We start from the raw sequence: 16,190 nt of genomic DNA, 5'->3' as shown, positions 1-16,190 counted from the left end.
ACGAACGCCAGACGGACAAATGCCGAACCCCGGTACAGGTCCGGCTTCGGCATTCAAATTGAAGCGTTGCGATCCGCTCAGCGCGCGTCCTGCGAATGCCCCTCGGCCATCGCCACAATCACTTTGCGCGGCCCTTCGAACGGTGAACGTGCATGCGCGGACAACATGTTGTCGAGCATCAGCACGTCGCCCTCCTGCCACGGAAAACTGATCGCACAGTCATCGAGCACCGCGCGAATCTGCGCCAGCACCTCGTCTTCGATCGGCGAACCGTCGCCGTAGTAGACGTTACGTGGCAGGTCTTCTTCGTCGACGATGTCGAGCAGGCTTTCGCGCACTTCCGCTTGCAGGTTGGAGATGTGAAACAGGTGCGCCTGATTGAACCAGACGCGCTCGCCGGTCACCGGGTGCACTGCCACCGCCTGACAGGTCTGGCGCGTGCGCAGCTCACCGTCGTCCTTCCATTCACAGACAATGCCGTGGGCCTTGCAGTAGGCCTCGACGACTTCACGGTCTTCGGTGCTGAACACGTCTTCCCAGGCGACATCGAGGCCGTTGCCGAAGTTGCGCACATACATCAGACCTTTACTGACGAAACGCTCGCGGATCGCCACGGGGATGCGCCGGTAGACTTCGCGGCTGTCGGCAATCGGCGTCTCACCACCGGACTTCGCCGCGATCATGCTGTAGAACCAGATTTTCATCGGCCAGTCGCGGGAATACGCCTGTTCGTTGTGCAACGGAATGCTCTGGTGCGCCGGGTATTCCGTGGAGGTGTACACCCCTTGGGTGACGTTGGTACGCGGGGTCGAGCCGAACTCGTAGTTCAGCAGCGGATGACCGAAGCTCGCGGCGAACTGGCGGAACTGCTCGGCGCCGTCGAGGCGGAAACCGCGAAACAGCACACCACCGTCGCGCAGCAGATGCTCGTCGACCAGCTCCTTCAATTCATCGAATACCGCCAACAGATCAGTGTCGGCATCGCTCGCCTCGATCAACAGCGGCAAGCGTCCGCGCTGCGGCAGCAATGGCCGAACGGAAAATCCCAAAGCAACAGCCATGACTGGCCTCCTGACTATGCGTGATGGATGAGTCGCTTCTCAGAACGCCGGTTGCGCGGCATGCGCAAGGCGCCGGTGATGCACTTCCAGATGGCTCTTGATCGTGCGAATGACCCGCGCTTCATGTTCATGAATGAAGAAATGCCCGCCGGTCATCATGTCCACCGAGAAACTGCCCAGGGTCTCTTTGCTCCAGCCGATCAGTTGTTCGGTGGTAGCCCGGTCTTCCTTGCCACCGAGCACGTGCACCGGGCAATTGAGCAAAGGCCGCTCGGCGGGGGTGAAGCGCCCGCACATCATGAAATCGGCGCGCAGCACCGGCAGGGTCAGACTCATCAATTCCTGATTGGCGAGGATTTCTTCGCTGGTGCCCTGAAAGGTACGCAACTGTTCGATGAGCTCTTCATCGCTGCGCGGTTCGGCAAAGCCGCGGTCGTAGTCGCTACGCAGGGTTGGCGCGGCGGTGCCGGAGGCGAACAGCGCCAACGGCTCCGGCGCACCGAGCTCGCGAAAGGCATGGGCCAGTTCGCAGGCGAGCAACGCGCCGAGGCTATGCCCGAACAACGCATAAGGGCCTTGCAGGCCCGGTTTGTGTTCGCGCGCCAGTTGCCGCGCCAACGCGCGCATGTCGGTTTGCAGAGGTTCGTCGAACCGCGCGCCACGCCCCGGCAGTTCCACCGGTTGCAATTGCAGCCACGTCGGCAGTTGACGCCGCCAGCGGCTGTAAACCATGGCGCTGGCACCCGAATAGGGCAGGCACAGCAATGTCAGCTTGGTCACCGCGCTTTCCTTGAAAAATGTGTCTGCAAGAAAGACGGATCACTGGCCGGACAAATTAGTCGCCGGCCGCTAAATTCCCCCGCCAGCCGCTCGTTGCCTGTTCAGGAAAAAAACAACAATCGCGAGGGAATCACCGTGGACCTGCAGAGCATTCTGGGCAAGTTGTTCGCCAACGCCGGCGCGGTCGGCATCGAGGGGGTTTTCCAGTTCATCTTCAGTGCGCAACAGGCGTACTGGTATGACATCAAGTTCAGCCGGCGCACGGAAGCTGGACGCCACCCCAGGCCGGACGTGACCATCGAAGTCGCGGAAAAGGACTTTTTGGGGATCATGGCCGGCGTGGTCAACGTCGAGGAACTGTTCGCCAGCGGTCGGCTGAAGATCGGCGGCAACATGGGCCTGGCGACAATGCTGCCGCAGATCATCGATCACGCCCGCCAGGGTGGCGGCACGGTGGAAAAGGTCGACATGAACAAGCGCTACCCGACCCCGCCGCGCTTCAGCGAAAAGCTCACTGCCGCGCTACCTCGGCAGACCAGCGTCGAACGTCGCACGCGCGCCGAATTGAGCCGACATGAATTCGAAACCCGTTATCTGCCCAACGGCATCCCGTTGGTGATCAGCAACGCCCTGCACGACTGGCCGCTGTTCAGCCTGAGCCGCGAAGAGTCGCTGGTGCATTTCGCCGAATTGCAAGGCATCACCCGCCATGGCGATTACGTGAAGAAGACCTTTTCCACCGAGCGTGATTTCCGCTCGACCTCGATGGCAGAGTTCATCGCCTCGCTGGACAGCCCGGCGATCAAGGTCGCGGACGGCGAGCCGCCGGCGTACATGGGCAACAACATTCTGCCCGCGCAATTGCTGCAACAGATCCAGTACCCGCCCTACTTCGACACCTCGCTGTTCATCCCGCCGCGCATCTGGATCGGCCCCAAGGGCACGCTGACGCCGTTGCACCGCGATGACACCGACAACCTGTTCGCGCAGGTCTGGGGCCAGAAAAAATTCACCCTTGCCGCACCGCATCATCGCGAGGCGCTGGGCACCTGGTCAACCGCGCCGAAGGGTGGCCTGGACGGCTGCGATTTCAACCCGGACGCGCCGGACTATGAACTTTTTCCGGCGGCGCGGGAGGTGACGTTTCTGCGAGTGACGCTGGAGGCTGGAGACCTGCTGTTTTTGCCCGAGGGCTGGTTCCATCAGGTTGAATCGGTGTCGACCTCGCTATCCGTCAACTTCTGGATCAACTCAGGACGAGGCTGGTAACCCGATCCCCTGTAGGAGCGCAGGAGCGTAGGAGCTGACGAGTGCAACGAGGCTGCGATCTTTTGATCTTGATCTTGATCTTGATCTTGATCTTCAAAATCCAAAGTCAAAGTCAAAGTCAAAGTCAAAGTCAAAGTCAAAGTCAAAGTCAAAAGATCGCAGCCTCGTTGCACTCGTCAGCTCCTACGCTCCTACGCTCCTACCCGGAGGTGGCGGTAGCTCTGGAACGCGGAAATCAGCACCACCGCCCCCGCCGTTATCGCCAGCCAGAATCCGCTGCGCGCGCCAAACGCATCGACCAGCGCGCCGGAGCCAGCGGCGCCGATTGCCACGCCAATGCTCAGCCCGGTCAGGCCGTCAGTGAGTCTGGCCGGCGGCGCGGGATGTGACGTATTTGCGGGTGACGCTGGAAGCTGGGGATTTGCTGTTTTTGCCCGAGGGCTGGTTCCATCAGGTTGAATCGGTGTCGACCTCGTTATCAGTCAACTTCTGGATCAACTCCGGCCGAGGCTGGTAACCCAATCTCTTGTAGGAGCGTAGGAGCGTAGGAGCTGACGAGTGCAGCGAGGCTGCGATCTTTTGATCTTGATCTTGATCTTGATCTTGATCTTCAAAATCCAAAGTCAAAGTCAAAGTCAAAGTCAAAGTCAAAAGATCGCAGCCTCGTTGCACTCGTCAGCTCCTACGCTCCTACCCGGAGGTGGCGGTAGCTCTGGAACGCTGAAACCAGCACCACCGCCCCCGCCGCTATCGCCAGCCAGAACCCGCTACGCGCGCCAAACGCATCGACCAACGCGCCGGAGCCAGCGGCGCCGATCGCCACGCCGATGCTCAACCCGGTCAGGCCGTCAGTGAGTCTGGCCGGCGGCGCGGGATGTGACGTTTCTGCGGGTGACGCTGGAAGCCGGGGATCTGCTGTTTTTGCCCGAGGGCTGGTTCCATCAGGTTGAATCGGTGTCGACCTCGTTATCAGTCAACTTCTGGATCAACTCAGGCCGAGGCTGGTAACCCGATCTCTTGTAGGAGCGTAGGAGCTGACGAGTGCAACGAGGCTGCGATCTTTTGATCTTGATCTTGATCTTGATCTTGATCTTCAAAATCCAAAGTCAAAGTCAAAAGATCGCAGCCTCGTTGCACTCGTCAGCTCCTACGCTCCTACCCGGAGGTGGCGGTAGCTCTGGAACGCGGAAATCAGCACCACCGCCCCCGCCGCTATCGCTAGCCAGAATCCGCTACGCGCGCCAAACGCATCGACCAGCGCGCCGGAGCCAGCGGCGCCGATTGCCACGCCGATGCTCAGACCGGTCACCAGCCAGGTCAGGCCCTCGGTCAGTTTGGCCGGTGGCACGATGCGTTCGATCAAGGCCATCGCGACAATCAGCGTCGGCGAAAAGAACAGGCCGGCGATAAATACCGCGATCGACAAGCCGAGGATGTTGCTCGCCAAGAGCAGCGGCAGCGTGGTCACCGCCGTCGCCACGCCGCCGTAGAGAAACAGGCGCGGCAGCGGCAGTTTCGAACGCATCGCACCGAAGGCGATGCCGGCCAGGCATGAGCCGATCGCGTACACCGACAAAACAATACTCGCCGCTGCCGGCTGGCCCTGATGCTGGGCGAAGGCGACGCTGACCACGTCGATCACCCCGACGATCACGCCCATCGCCAGCATCAACGCCAGCAGCCATTGCACGTCGGTCGAGCGAATGATCGAGCCCAGATGCTGCGACTCCTGCGCGTGCACCGGTGGCTCGGTGCTGCGTTGGGCGACAAACGCCGTCACGCCGATGGCCAGGGCCAACAACGCCGCCAGCGGCCCGGCCTCGGGAAACACCGCAACGGACAGACCCACCGACAACGGCGGCCCGACGATAAAACACACTTCATCGAGCACCGACTCCAGCGCATACGCCGTTTGCAATTGCGGCTGGCCCCGGTAGATCTCGGTCCAGCGCGCCCGCACCATCGCCGACATGCTCGGCATGCACCCGGCCAGCGCGGCGAAGACGAACAACGTCCAGTTCGGCGCCTGGACACGCGTGCACAGCAGCAACATCAATAACCCGCCGCCACCGGTCAGCGCTGCGATCGGCAGCACCCGCCCCTGCCCATAACGGTCCACCAACCGCGATACCTGCGGCGCGCAAAACGCCGTGGCCAAAGCAAAAGTCGCCGCCACCGCGCCCGCCAGCGCATAACCGCCGTTCAACTGCGCGAGCATGGTGATCAGCCCGATGCCCGTCATGGAAATCGGCATGCGCGCCAGCATCCCAGCCAACACAAAAGCACGGGCGCCGGGGGCAGTGAACAATTCGCGGTAGGGGTTTGCCATCGATTGCAGCCTCATCAGGGGCGGCCAAGTTGCCATAGGCTTGAATGCCGTGGAAGCGCGCAATTGTTGGTGGAGTGTGAATGCCACCTGATCTTTGCTGCGCTGAAAGGCGATGACCATTGGTCGAAAACCCACGCTTACCTGTCACACCTGACAGGTGTTTTTTCTTGTGTGAAGCGTTCTCATGAACCTTTCGCAAAGGAGGAAAACCATGGATCAGCCGAAGATCACCTCAAAGCCTCGCAGCGCCGTCGCGCCTTTCGTTGTCCGCGACCTTTATTGCCCGCCGCCGACGCGCATCGATGAGGCGTTGGGCAAGCAAGTCAATGAACGTCTGATGGCCTGGATACCGACCATTGGGATCTTCGCGGGCAAGCATGAAAAAATCCGTGCCAGCGACTTCGGCCGCTACGCCATGTTGTGCCATGCCGACACCGATGACCCGGACAGGTTATTGCTTGCCGCCCAATGCTTCGCCGCATTGTTCGCGGTCGATGATCATTATTGCGACGACCTGTCCTTCGGCGGCAGCCCGGAAAAAGTGGCGGAAAAGTTATCCTTCGCCATCACGGCCCTCGACCCGGTTTATTTGCCTGCACCGTTTGATGAAGAACTCTCGCAGCAGCAACGGCGTGATCCGGTGCTCCGGGGCTTGCTGGCCTACATGAAACGGGTGGCGCATTTCTGCAGCCCTTCGCAGGTCGCCCGGGTGCGACAGATCACCATTGCGATGTTCGTCACCATGGCAGCGGAAGGTCCTTGGCGGGTTTATGGCACGCAACCGACCATCGCCGAGTATCTGGCCAGCAGGCAGGTCAACAGCTTCTGGCCGTGCCAGGTTCTGATCGATGCAATCGGTGGCTACGAAATACCCGCCAATCTCTATTCGCGGCCGGACATCCACCGTATCAGCGCGCTGGCATCGCTGGCCACGACCTTGGTCAACGACTTGTATTCCGCCTACAAAGAGCATCTTAACGAGACCGGTGACTTCAAGCTCCCTTACCTGCTGGCAGCCAAACATGACTGTTCTTTGCAGGAAGCCATCGATAAGGCGGCCGATATTCATGATGCCGTCATGCATGAATACACAACGCTGCAACAGCAACTGCTCAACGATGCCACGCCGTTGATAAAACGCTATCTGACTGGTTTGACGACGTGGGTGGCGGGAAACCGTGAATGGCATAAACACAGCGCGCGGTACCGTCTCTGACGATGCTGCGACGCTCCCCCAACTCGTGCGCGATTGAGGTGACGGGCATTTTTTTACTGCTGCGCTGAACTCTGGTCTGCGCGGATCAGTCAGCTGTCTATGCCCACAATTCGAGGCCCGGACATTCATGCAGATCTCCCTCGCCCGACAAGTTGCCCTCGTCACCGGTGCCAGCTCCGGCATCGGCCATGCTGCCGCGAAAGCACTCGCGGCGGCCGGTGCTGCGGTCGTCATCAATTACAACAGCAGCGCCAAACCCGCCGAAGAACTGGCCGCGCAAATCAACGCCGAGGGCGGTAAGGCCCTCGCCATCGGCGCCGACGTCTCGAAAGAGGACGAGGTCGAACGGCTGTTCAAAGAGACGGTCGACGCGTTCGGCTCGCTGGACATTCTGGTGGCCAATTCCGGTCTACAGAAAGACGCAGCTGCCGTGGACATGACGCTCGACGACTGGAACACGGTGATCGGCGTCAACCTCACCGGGCAGTTCCTCTGCGCGCGTGCGGCGCTGCGGATTTTCCAGCGTCAGGGCGTGCGCGAAGGCGTGTCGCGCGCGGCGGGCAAGATCATTCACATGAGCTCGGTGCACCAGCGCATTCCGTGGGCCGGCCATGTCAATTACGCGGCGTCCAAGGGCGGCGTCGATCAATTGATGCAGAGCCTCGCCCAGGAAGTCAGCCACCAGCGCATCCGCATCAACAGCATCGCGCCCGGTGCGATCAGCACTGCGATCAATGCTGAAGCCACCGCAGGCGAAGCCGGAAAGAAGCTCCTCGAACTGATCCCCTACGGACGCATTGGCGATGTCGAGGACGTTGCCAATGCAGTGGTCTTCCTCGCTTCCGACCTGTCCGATTACATCGTCGGCACCACCCTGTTCATCGATGGCGGGATGAGCCTCTATCCGGAGTTTCGTGACAATGGCTGAGCCTGAAATGGAACAACAGAGCGCCATCGGTGCTCACGGCATCATCGGCGACATGCGCAGCGCCGCGCTGGTCAATGACAAGGGCAGCGTGGATTTTTTCTGCTGGCCGGAGTTCGACAGCCCGACGATTTTCTGCTCGCTGCTCGACACCCCTGAGGCAGGGATTTTCCAGCTCGCACCGGACTTGCCTGATGCGCGCCGGGAACAGATTTATCTGCCCGACACCAATGTCTTGCAGACCCGTTGGCTGAGCGAACATGCAGTGGTGGAAATCACCGATCTGTTGCCAATAGGTGACGATGTCGATGCGCTGCCACTGCTGATGCGCCGGGTGCGAGTGGTCAGCGGCTCGGCGACGTTCAATCTGCGTTGTGCGGTGCGCCACGACTACGGCCGCGCCGACACTCATGCAGAGATGGACGCAAAAGACGTAACGTTCCGCGCCACTGGCCAGCCGTCGCTACGCCTGGCTTCAGATCAAACCCTGCAGGTCGACGCGCAAGCGGCCGTCGCGCAGTTCACCCTCAAGCACAATGAAACCGCCGCGTTCATGCTCGGCGGCATTGATGATCCGCGGTTCGCCGAGGGCGCTGCCGAGCTGTGCATGGAGCGCACCTTGAAATACTGGCGCGGCTGGATCAGCCAATCCAACTATCGCGGCCGTTGGCGGGAAATCGTCAATCGCTCCGCCCTCGCTCTGAAGCTGCTGACCTCGCGTCGCCAAGGTGCGATCCTCGCCGCCGCTACCTTCGGCCTGCCGGAAACCCCCGGCGGCGAACGCAACTGGGATTATCGCTACACGTGGATTCGCGATGCCTCGTTCACGGTATACGCGTTCATGCGTCTGGGCTTCGTCGACGAGGCCAACCACTACATGCAATGGCTGCGCGGCAGGGTCAGCGATTGCTGCGGCAAACCGATGAAGCTCAATATCCTCTATGCCATCGACGGCCAGCAGGAGTTGCCGGAAACCGAACTCACGCACCTGGCCGGCCACGGCGGCGCGCGACCGGTGCGTATCGGCAACGGCGCTTACGAGCAGATCCAGCTGGACATCTTTGGCGAGCTGATGGACGCGGTGTATCTGGTCAACAAATACGGTGACGCGATTTCCCACGAAGGCTGGCGGCACGTCGGCGAAGTGGTCGATCAAGTCTGTGAGAACTGGCAGACCGAGGATGTCGGAATCTGGGAAATGCGCGGTGAGACCCATCATTTCCTGCACTCACGGCTGATGTGCTGGGTGGCCCTGGACCGCGCGATCCGTCTGGCTTCCAAGCGTTCGCTGCCCGCGCCGTTCGCCCGTTGGGATCAGACCCGGCAAGCGATCTACACCGACATCTGGGACAACTTCTGGGATGAAGAGCGTGGGCATTTCGTCCAGTACAAGGGCGGCACCGCGCTGGATGGCTCGATGCTGCTGATGCCGCTGGTGCGTTTCGTCAGCGCCAAGGATCCGCGCTGGCTGTCGACTCTGGAAGCGATCGAAAAAACCCTGGTGCGCGACGGCATGGTCTATCGCTATCGCAACGAAGACGCCAACATCGACGGCCTCAACGGCACCGAAGGCGCATTCGCTGCGTGTTCGTTCTGGTACGTCGAATGCTTGGCCCGCGCCGGCCAGGTGGAAAAAGCCCATCTGGAGTTCGAGCAGTTGCTGCGTTACGCCAACCCGCTGGGGCTGTACGCCGAGGAGTTCGACAGCCATGGCCGCCATCTGGGCAACACGCCGCAGGCGCTGACGCATCTGGCGTTGATCAGCGCAGCGAGCTTTCTCGATCGCAAGTTGAGTGGCGAGAAGAGTTCCTGGCAGCCATAGCGCTGTTTTTTCGTCAGCGCCTGTCAGACCGTTCCCTGACTGGACGGGATTTTTTCACAACGGGCCTGCCCGCCAGCCAACGGGAACAGGCCCATACCCAACGTGAAACCTGCGCGGCGGTTACCTCTGGCGACAGTCTGTGTAAAAACTGCGCCTACAAAAGGCACACACCTTACGTTGAAACGCTTCCCGCAACGTACGCTTACACGCCGAAATACCTTGTTGCCAGCCGTTACATCCACACCTACCATCCAACGCAACGGGCACAGCGGAGCTGTCCAACCACACCCGAATTCAAGGAACCGGAATGCCTCACCACGTCCAGCGCAGCATCGACTCCCCTCTTCGCACCGGACTGAGCCGCACCCAGCTCTGGGAAGCCGCCGACAAAGGCCTGATCAAATGCTGGGAAATCGGCCGCCAGCGCGCCGAACGCTTCCCCGAACTGGCGCAGCGTTGCCTGGCCGGTGAATTGCCGGTGCTTGGCTGGAAGGGTGGCGTCAACCGCAGTCTGAAGAAAAACGAGAAATACGGTTCGCTGAAATATCTCGCGCAGTGGCAAGGCTTGCGTGGCGAGGATCTGGATATTGATCTGGCGCAGGAGCGTTCGCTGACGTGCTCACGGACGAAGATGAAGGTGACGTTTACCCCGGACCGGACGAAGTATTTCAATCAGGTGGCGGAAGTTGAGGCCTAGTGGCGCGCCAGGCATGCGTCTCGTCGGCTGAGTTGAGCCGGGCAGTCCGTGCGCGGGTCCAGAGTATTTGCATGCGTTTCAAACGGAGTGGTTAGTCATGATCGAGTCCGCCCTCACCCCAACCCTGACCATCGCCTACGAAGTTCATGGCCCGGACAACGGCGCGCCGGCAATTCTGCTCCACGGCTTCCCCTACTCCCCCCGCGCCTTCGACGAAGTTGCCCCGGCGCTGGCCGCGCAAGGCTATCGCATTATCGTGCCGTATTTGCGCGGTTATGGGCCGACCCGGTTCAACAGTCCGCAAACGCCGCGCTCAGGCCAGCAAGCTGCGCTCGCGCAGGATCTGCTCGATCTGATGGACGCGTTGGGGATCGAGCAGGCGACGCTTTGCGGCTACGACTGGGGCGGTCGGGCGGCGTGTATTGTCGCGGCGTTGTTTCCGGCGCGGGTACGCGGGTTGGTGACCGGCGATGGCTATAACCTTCAAGACATTCCCCATTCGATTCAGCCACTGGACCCTGAAACTGAGCACCGCCTCTGGTATCAGTACTACTTTCACACACCGCGTGGCATCGAAGGCCTGACACAAAATCGCCGGGCGTTGTGTCAGTTGCTCTGGCGGCTGTGGTCGCCGACATGGGCGCAAAAGGACGAACGCTATCCGCTCACCGCTGGCGCTTTTGATAACCCTGATTTCGTTGAAGTGGTGATTCATTCCTATCGGCATCGCTTCGGCTACGCCCCGGGCGATCCGGCCCTGGAGTGGATGGAAGAAGCGCTGGCCAGACAGCCGGCGATCAGCGTGCCGAGCATTTCGCTGTGCGGCGCCGATGATGGCGTCGGCCCGCCTCCGATAATTGATGAGGATGCCGAGCAGTTCAGCGGTTTTTATGAGCGGCGCGTGTTGACCGGCGTCGGGCACAACATCCCGGAAGAAGCGCCGCAGGAAACCCTCAAGGCGATACTGGATCTGTCACAGCGCTGACGGAAAACCGCTCGCGATACGCCTGCGGTGTCACGCCAATGGCACGGAGAAAACTGCGCCGCAGCGTCTCTTCGCTGCCAAAGCCGCAATTGGCGGCGATGCGTTTGACCGGCAGACCGGTATCACTGAGCAATCGCCTCGCGGTTTCGACGCGGATCAATTCGATCGCCCGCGCCGGGGTCTGGCCGGTATCGGCGCGATAGTGGCGGATGAAGCTGCGTTCGCTCATGCCGGCCTGTTCGGCGAGGGTCGGGATGCCGAGATCACAGGTCAGGTTCTCGGCGATCCAGGCGTGCAGTTCATCGAAGCGGTTGCCCTGTTGTTGCAACGACAGCGTCACGCTGAATTGCGACTGCCCGCCCGGGCGTTTCAGGAAGACGACCAAATGCCGGGCGACGTCGAGGGCGATGTCGCGGCCGAGGTCTTCCTCGACCATGGCCAGGGCCAGATCGATACCCGCCGTGACCCCGGCGGAAGTCCACACCGGGCCGTCGTTGATGAAAATCGGGTTGGCTTCCACGCGCAGATTGGGATGTTGCTCGGCCAATTGTTCGCAGCGGGTCCAGTGCGTCACTACGCGGCGGCCGTCGAGCCAACCGCTGGCCGCGAGCAGAAAGGCCCCGGTGCACACCGAAGCCACACGTCGGCAGCCGTGGGCATGTTCGCGCACCCAGTCGACCAGTTGCCGATCTTCCGATGCCGCATAAATGCCCCAGCCACCGGCGATGATCAAGGTGTCGCTGGGCGTTTGCGGCAACGGTTCGGCGAGCACCGCCAATCCCGCCGACGACAGCACCGCCCCGCCGCCGCTGGCGATCACACTCGGCGCATAAGGCGTCGGCAACCCGCGCTGACGGGCGAGATCGTTGGCCGAGGCGAACACCTGCAACGGCCCGGTGACATCAAGAATCTGCATGTTGGCAAACGCGAGGACGTGAATGGCTTTGGGCATTTGGCGTGATTCGTGGGGTGATTGGCGTATGCGCCAGAACCTACGCGCCTACAGTGAAGGCGTCCACTTCTTTCAACGGAGCAAGAACGATGACGCTGCAGATCGGTTTTCTGTTATTCCCGCAGGTTCAGCAACTCGACCTGACCGGCCCCTACGACGTACTCGCCTCGTTGCCCGGCGTGCAAGTGCATCTGGTCTGGAAGGACCTGATGCCGGTGACGTCCAGCACCGGCCTGCTGCTGAAACCGACGATAACCTTCGACGATTGCCCGGATCTGGACGTGATCTGCGTGCCCGGCGGTGGCGGCGTCGGGCCGTTGATGGAAGATCAGCAGACGCTGGACTTCATCAAGCGCCAAGCCGCCCAGGCACGTTATGTGACTTCAGTGTGCACCGGCTCGCTGGTACTTGGCGCCGCGGGTTTGCTGCAGGGCAAACGCGCGACCACCCACTGGGCGTATCACGAGTTGCTGCCGAAACTGGGGGCGATTGCGGTGAAGGATCGGGTGGTGCGCGATGGCAATCTGTTTACCGGTGGCGGGATCACCGCCGGGATTGATTTTGCCTTGGTACTGGCCGCTGAATTGGTTGATGCGGATACCGCGCAACTGGTGCAGTTGCAACTGGAATATGCCCTGGCGCCGCCGTTCAATGCCGGCAGCCCGGACGTGGCGCCGAGTGCAGTTGTGGCTGAAGCGCGGTTGCGCGCGGCGCCTTCGTTGAAGCTGCGCACGGAGATTACCGAACGCGCGGCGGCGAACCTGAACCTGCGCTGATCTGCAGCCGAATGCAAAACCCTTGTAGGAGTGAGCCTGCTCGCGATAGCGGTGGATCAGCCAACATCTGCGCGGAATGACACACCGCTTTCGCGAGCAGGCTCACTCCTACAGGGGATCCGGGGTTTGCCGTGATGTCGTTGTTGTCCCCAATTGTCGCCACACCTTCACTTGTCCCACCTCCCTCGCCCGTGTAGAAAGCCCCTTCCAGAATTTCGCACAAGGACTTTCGATGAAGGCGCTGCCCTGGCTCTATCTTGCGCTGCTCGGCCTCGGTTACGGACTGGCCCTGAGCTACGGCCAACTCGGTTGGCTGGCATTGATCTCCGTCGGGCTTTTGCTGTTCGCCGCGTTCGCCGTGCGCCAGCAACAGGTGCCGGTCGCGCGCTGGCTCGGCCATGGCCTGTTTGTCGTCCTGGCCCTGGCATTGGCGCTGCACTGGCTGCCGGGCTTCGCCAACGGCCGCGCGATCGATCCGCAACGCTTCACTGAAAACGCCGTGCCGTTCGCGATGTACCTTAATCTCGACAAACCGCTGGTGGGTTTCTGGCTGCTGCTGGTGTGCCCGTGGATCGTCGCCCGGCGTTCGTTACGCCTGACTGTTTATGCCACCGCTCTCGCCCTGACGCTCTGCGCGATTCTCGCCCTCGGCGGTGCGCTGTTGCTCGGCGTGATTGCCTGGGCGCCAAAGTGGCCGGATCAGGCCTGGCTCTGGGTGCTGAACAATCTGCTGCTGGTGACGCTGGTCGAGGAAGCGCTGTTTCGCGGCTATATACAGGGCGGACTCAGCCGTCGTCTCAAGCACCTGCCCTACGGCGACAACCTCGCGCTGCTGTCGGCGTCGCTGTTGTTCGGTCTGGTGCATGCCGGCGCTGGCTGGACCTGGGTGTTGCTGGCGGGACTGGCCGGGGTCGGCTATGGTCTGGCCTACCGTTTCGGCGGACTGGGCGCGGCGATCGCCACGCATTTCGGCCTGAACCTGTTGCACTTCGGCCTGTTCACCTATCCGATGCTGGCCAGTTGATGCAAGCGTCGTTTTGCGACGCCGTACTTAAATCTGAAAAAAAACTTCAATAAAAACCTGTCAGCGCCGACAACCTTTGAAAGCCTTGCGGATTGAAAAACCATGCGTAACAACCAGCCCATTACACAACGCGAGCGGACCTTTCCAGCTCAGCAACGGTTGATTTCCACCACCGATGCCAAGGGTGTGATCACCTACTGCAACGACGCGTTCGTTGAAATCAGCGGGTTCTCGCGGGAGGAACTGATCCGGGCGCCGCACAATCTGGTCCGTCACCCTGACGTGCCGTCGGCGGTGTTCTCGCACATGTGGGGCACCCTGAAACAAGGCTTGCCATGGATGGGCATTGTCAAGAATCGCTGCAAATCCGGTGACCACTATTGGGTTAACGCCTACGTCACGCCGGTGTTTGATGGCAGCCAGGTAATCGGTTACGAGTCGGTGCGCGTCAAACCCACCGCCGAACAGATCCGCCGCGCCGAAGCGCTCTACCAACGCATCAACCAGGGCAAGTCGGCGATTCCTTCGACGGACAAATGGCTGCCGATCCTGCAGGACTGGCTGCCGTTCATTCTGGTCAGCCAGTTGAGCTTCATGATCGGCGCGACGCTGAACTCGCAGTGGGGCTTCGCCCTCGCCGCCGGTCTGTCGGTGCCGCTGGGCCTGATGGGCCTGCAATGGCAGCAACGCGGGCTCAAGCGCCTGCTGCGCCTCGCTGAGCAGACCACCTCCGACCCGCTGATCGCGCAGATGTACACCGACAGCCGTGGCGCTCAGGCGCGTCTGGAGATGTCGATCCTCAGCCAGGAAGCGCGCCTGAAAACCTGCCTGACCCGTCTGCAGGACACCGCCGAACACCTGACCGATCAGGCCAAGCAGTCCGACGCCCTCGCGCACAACAGCTCGACCGGCCTGGAACGCCAGCGCGTGGAAACCGAACAGGTCGCTACCGCCGTCAACCAGATGGCCGCCACCACCCAGGAAGTCGCCAGCCACGTACAACGCACCGCTGACGCCACCCAGGAAGCCAACCGCCTGACCGGCCGTGGCCGCGACATCGCCGGGGAAACCCGCGAAGCGATCCAGCGCTTGTCGGTGGTCGTCGGCGAAACCGGCCTGACCGTGACCCAACTGGCCAAGGACAGCGACGAAATCGGCGGCGTGGTCGACGTGATCAAAGGCATCGCCGACCAGACCAACCTCCTCGCCCTCAACGCCGCCATCGAAGCGGCACGTGCCGGCGAAATGGGCCGTGGTTTTGCGGTCGTGGCTGACGAAGTCCGCCAATTGGCACAACGCACCAGCGAATCCACCGGGCAGATTCATGCCCTGATCGCCAAGCTGCAACAGACCGCCTCCAGCGCCGTGCAAACCATGGAAGCCGGACATCGCCAGGCTGAAGAAGGCGTGGCCCGGGTACTGGAAGCGGATCAGGCGCTGGTCGGCATCAGCGAAGCGGTGGCCAACATCACCGACATGACCACCCAGATCGCCGCCGCGACCGAAGAGCAAAGTGCCGTGGCTGAAGAAATCAGCCGTAACATCAGCAATATCTCGGAACTGGCGGATCAGACCTCGGAACAGGCGCATAACTCGGCGTTGTTGAGTGAAGAGCTGACCAAAACTGCGAATACGCAATATTCGTTGGTGGAGCGGTTTAACCGCTAACAGCAAAAGATCGCAGCCTGCGGCAGCTCCTACATTGGAATGCATGTTCCTGTAGGAGCTGCCGAAGGCTGCGATCTTTTGATCTTCAAAGCCCGGACGGCGAAAGCTTCCGGGTTTTTTGTTGCCTATGTGAAATCAATGGCATCTGGCAGACCGCCATCGCGAGCAGGCTCACTCCTACAGGGGATCTGCGGTGACCACAGCTTTTGTGTCCAACGACAATCCCCTGTGGGAGCGAGCCTGCTCGCGAAGAGGCCATTACAGCCAATGAAATTATTGAGGCAACTTCAGCTTGTCCAGCAGTCGATTGACCAACAGTTCGTTGAGCATGATCACCTGTTGCAGCGCCAGCAGTGGTTTGCGTTCCGGGCCGCCTATCGAGTTGACGATGTTACCGGCCATGGCATGGGCGTATGAAAGCGACTCGCAGGCTTCGATCAACAGGGTTTCGTCATCTAGCGTGGGGTCTACAACATAGACGGGGTGATATTTCGGCGAACTTGGCGGGGCTGCCAGGTCTTCGGGTTTGAGGTAGTAGTCGAGGGCACGGTCGGTGGCTTCCTGGACTTTTTGCGGATCGAGTGCGGGGTCGTGTGGGGGTGGCGGGTTGGGGGTTACTTTGAACATGATGAAACTCCTATTGCAGATTCAAGGAGCCATCACCTTCGCTACCAAACGAGGGTGGC

The 16,190-nt window shown here is 61.1% G+C and carries 14 protein-coding genes and 4 pseudogenes; 11 read left to right on the top strand and 7 right to left on the bottom strand.

The annotated features are described in order from the left end of the window. Positions 1–77: 77 nt before the first annotated feature. Positions 78–1,061 carry a TauD/TfdA family dioxygenase gene (locus J2Y90_RS15170; RefSeq protein ID WP_253500678.1) on the bottom strand — a complete coding sequence of 328 codons (984 nt, stop codon included), beginning with the start codon at positions 1,059–1,061 and terminating at the stop codon, positions 78–80. Between the two features lie 39 nt (positions 1,062–1,100). After that, positions 1,101–1,841, bottom strand: coding sequence for a thioesterase II family protein (locus J2Y90_RS15165; protein WP_253500677.1), 741 nt, complete (start codon positions 1,839–1,841; stop codon positions 1,101–1,103). A 135-nt stretch (positions 1,842–1,976) separates the two neighbouring features. On the opposite strand from J2Y90_RS15165, the gene J2Y90_RS15160 reads away from it, so the two are divergent. Beyond that, positions 1,977–3,110: a cupin-like domain-containing protein gene (locus J2Y90_RS15160; RefSeq protein WP_253500676.1), complete on the top strand. Its 1,134-nt coding sequence runs from the start codon at positions 1,977–1,979 to the stop codon at positions 3,108–3,110. A 191-nt stretch (positions 3,111–3,301) separates the two neighbouring features. On the opposite strand, the pseudogene J2Y90_RS15155 reads toward J2Y90_RS15160, so the two are convergent. Beyond that, positions 3,302–3,490 (bottom strand): annotated as a pseudogene (locus J2Y90_RS15155) (MFS transporter); the annotation flags it as partial. Here J2Y90_RS15155 and J2Y90_RS15150 point away from each other — a divergent pair. After that, positions 3,478–3,627: pseudogene (locus tag J2Y90_RS15150) on the top strand (cupin-like domain-containing protein); the annotation flags it as partial. The pseudogenes J2Y90_RS15155 and J2Y90_RS15150 sit on opposite strands and share 13 nt — an antisense overlap. A 165-nt stretch (positions 3,628–3,792) precedes the next feature. Here J2Y90_RS15150 and J2Y90_RS15145 read toward each other — a convergent pair. Then, positions 3,793–3,981: pseudogene (locus J2Y90_RS15145) on the bottom strand (MFS transporter); the annotation flags it as partial. Here J2Y90_RS15145 and J2Y90_RS15140 point away from each other — a divergent pair. Further along, positions 3,969–4,118: pseudogene (locus J2Y90_RS15140) on the top strand (cupin-like domain-containing protein); the annotation flags it as partial. The pseudogenes J2Y90_RS15145 and J2Y90_RS15140 overlap by 13 nt on opposite strands. Positions 4,119–4,257: 139 nt before the next feature. Here J2Y90_RS15140 and J2Y90_RS15135 read toward each other — a convergent pair. After that, the gene (locus J2Y90_RS15135) at positions 4,258–5,439 is read right to left on the bottom strand and encodes an MFS transporter (protein WP_253500675.1); all 1,182 of its coding nucleotides are present in this window, start codon (positions 5,437–5,439) and stop codon (positions 4,258–4,260) included. 211 nt (positions 5,440–5,650) lie between these two features. On the opposite strand from J2Y90_RS15135, the gene J2Y90_RS15130 reads away from it, so the two are divergent. From J2Y90_RS15130 to J2Y90_RS15110, 5 genes are all read left to right on the top strand, one after another. Further along, complete coding sequence (locus J2Y90_RS15130) at positions 5,651–6,655, top strand: terpene synthase family protein (RefSeq protein ID WP_253500674.1); 1,005 nt, start codon at positions 5,651–5,653, stop codon at positions 6,653–6,655. A gap of 127 nt (positions 6,656–6,782) precedes the next feature. After that, positions 6,783–7,583, top strand: a complete 801-nt coding sequence (locus J2Y90_RS15125) for an SDR family oxidoreductase (RefSeq protein ID WP_253500673.1) — start codon at positions 6,783–6,785, stop codon at positions 7,581–7,583. Further along, positions 7,576–9,402: a glycoside hydrolase family 15 protein gene (locus J2Y90_RS15120; protein ID WP_253500672.1), complete on the top strand. Its 1,827-nt coding sequence runs from the start codon at positions 7,576–7,578 to the stop codon at positions 9,400–9,402. The genes J2Y90_RS15125 and J2Y90_RS15120 overlap by 8 nt, the downstream gene beginning before the upstream one ends. A gap of 307 nt (positions 9,403–9,709) precedes the next feature. After that, entirely contained in the window at positions 9,710–10,099 is a 390-nt protein-coding gene (locus J2Y90_RS15115) for a hypothetical protein (protein WP_253500671.1), read from the top strand. Positions 10,100–10,196: 97 nt separating this feature from the next. Beyond that, on the top strand, positions 10,197–11,084 hold the full coding sequence (locus tag J2Y90_RS15110) for an alpha/beta fold hydrolase (protein ID WP_253500670.1): 888 nt from the start codon (positions 10,197–10,199) through the stop codon (positions 11,082–11,084). Here the strand turns inward: J2Y90_RS15110 and J2Y90_RS15105 are convergent. Next, the gene (locus J2Y90_RS15105; protein ID WP_253500669.1) at positions 11,053–12,036 is read right to left on the bottom strand and encodes a GlxA family transcriptional regulator; all 984 of its coding nucleotides are present in this window, start codon (positions 12,034–12,036) and stop codon (positions 11,053–11,055) included. The two genes, J2Y90_RS15110 and J2Y90_RS15105, sit on opposite strands and share 32 nt — an antisense overlap. A gap of 89 nt (positions 12,037–12,125) precedes the next feature. Between J2Y90_RS15105 and inhA the strand changes: the two genes are divergently transcribed. From inhA to J2Y90_RS15090, 3 genes are all read left to right on the top strand, one after another. Further along, positions 12,126–12,812, top strand: a complete 687-nt coding sequence (gene inhA / locus J2Y90_RS15100; protein WP_253500668.1) for an isonitrile hydratase — start codon at positions 12,126–12,128, stop codon at positions 12,810–12,812. 232 nt (positions 12,813–13,044) lie between these two features. Then, a complete protein-coding gene (locus tag J2Y90_RS15095; RefSeq protein ID WP_253500667.1) occupies positions 13,045–13,836 on the top strand; it encodes a CPBP family intramembrane glutamic endopeptidase in 792 nt (263 codons plus the stop codon). A 102-nt stretch (positions 13,837–13,938) separates the two neighbouring features. Further along, entirely contained in the window at positions 13,939–15,504 is a 1,566-nt protein-coding gene (locus J2Y90_RS15090; RefSeq protein WP_042608406.1) for a methyl-accepting chemotaxis protein, read from the top strand. A gap of 273 nt (positions 15,505–15,777) precedes the next feature. Here J2Y90_RS15090 and J2Y90_RS15085 read toward each other — a convergent pair whose 3' ends face one another. Next, positions 15,778–16,131, bottom strand: coding sequence for a DUF6124 family protein (locus J2Y90_RS15085; RefSeq protein WP_253500666.1), 354 nt, complete (start codon positions 16,129–16,131; stop codon positions 15,778–15,780). Between the last annotated feature and the right edge of the window lie 59 nt (positions 16,132–16,190).

Source organism: Pseudomonas koreensis (assembly GCF_024169245.1).
GTDB lineage: Bacteria > Pseudomonadota > Gammaproteobacteria > Pseudomonadales > Pseudomonadaceae > Aquipseudomonas > Aquipseudomonas koreensis_F.
The sequence above is the reverse complement of the archived record's forward strand: the minus strand, read 5'-3'. Positions and strand labels throughout refer to the sequence as shown.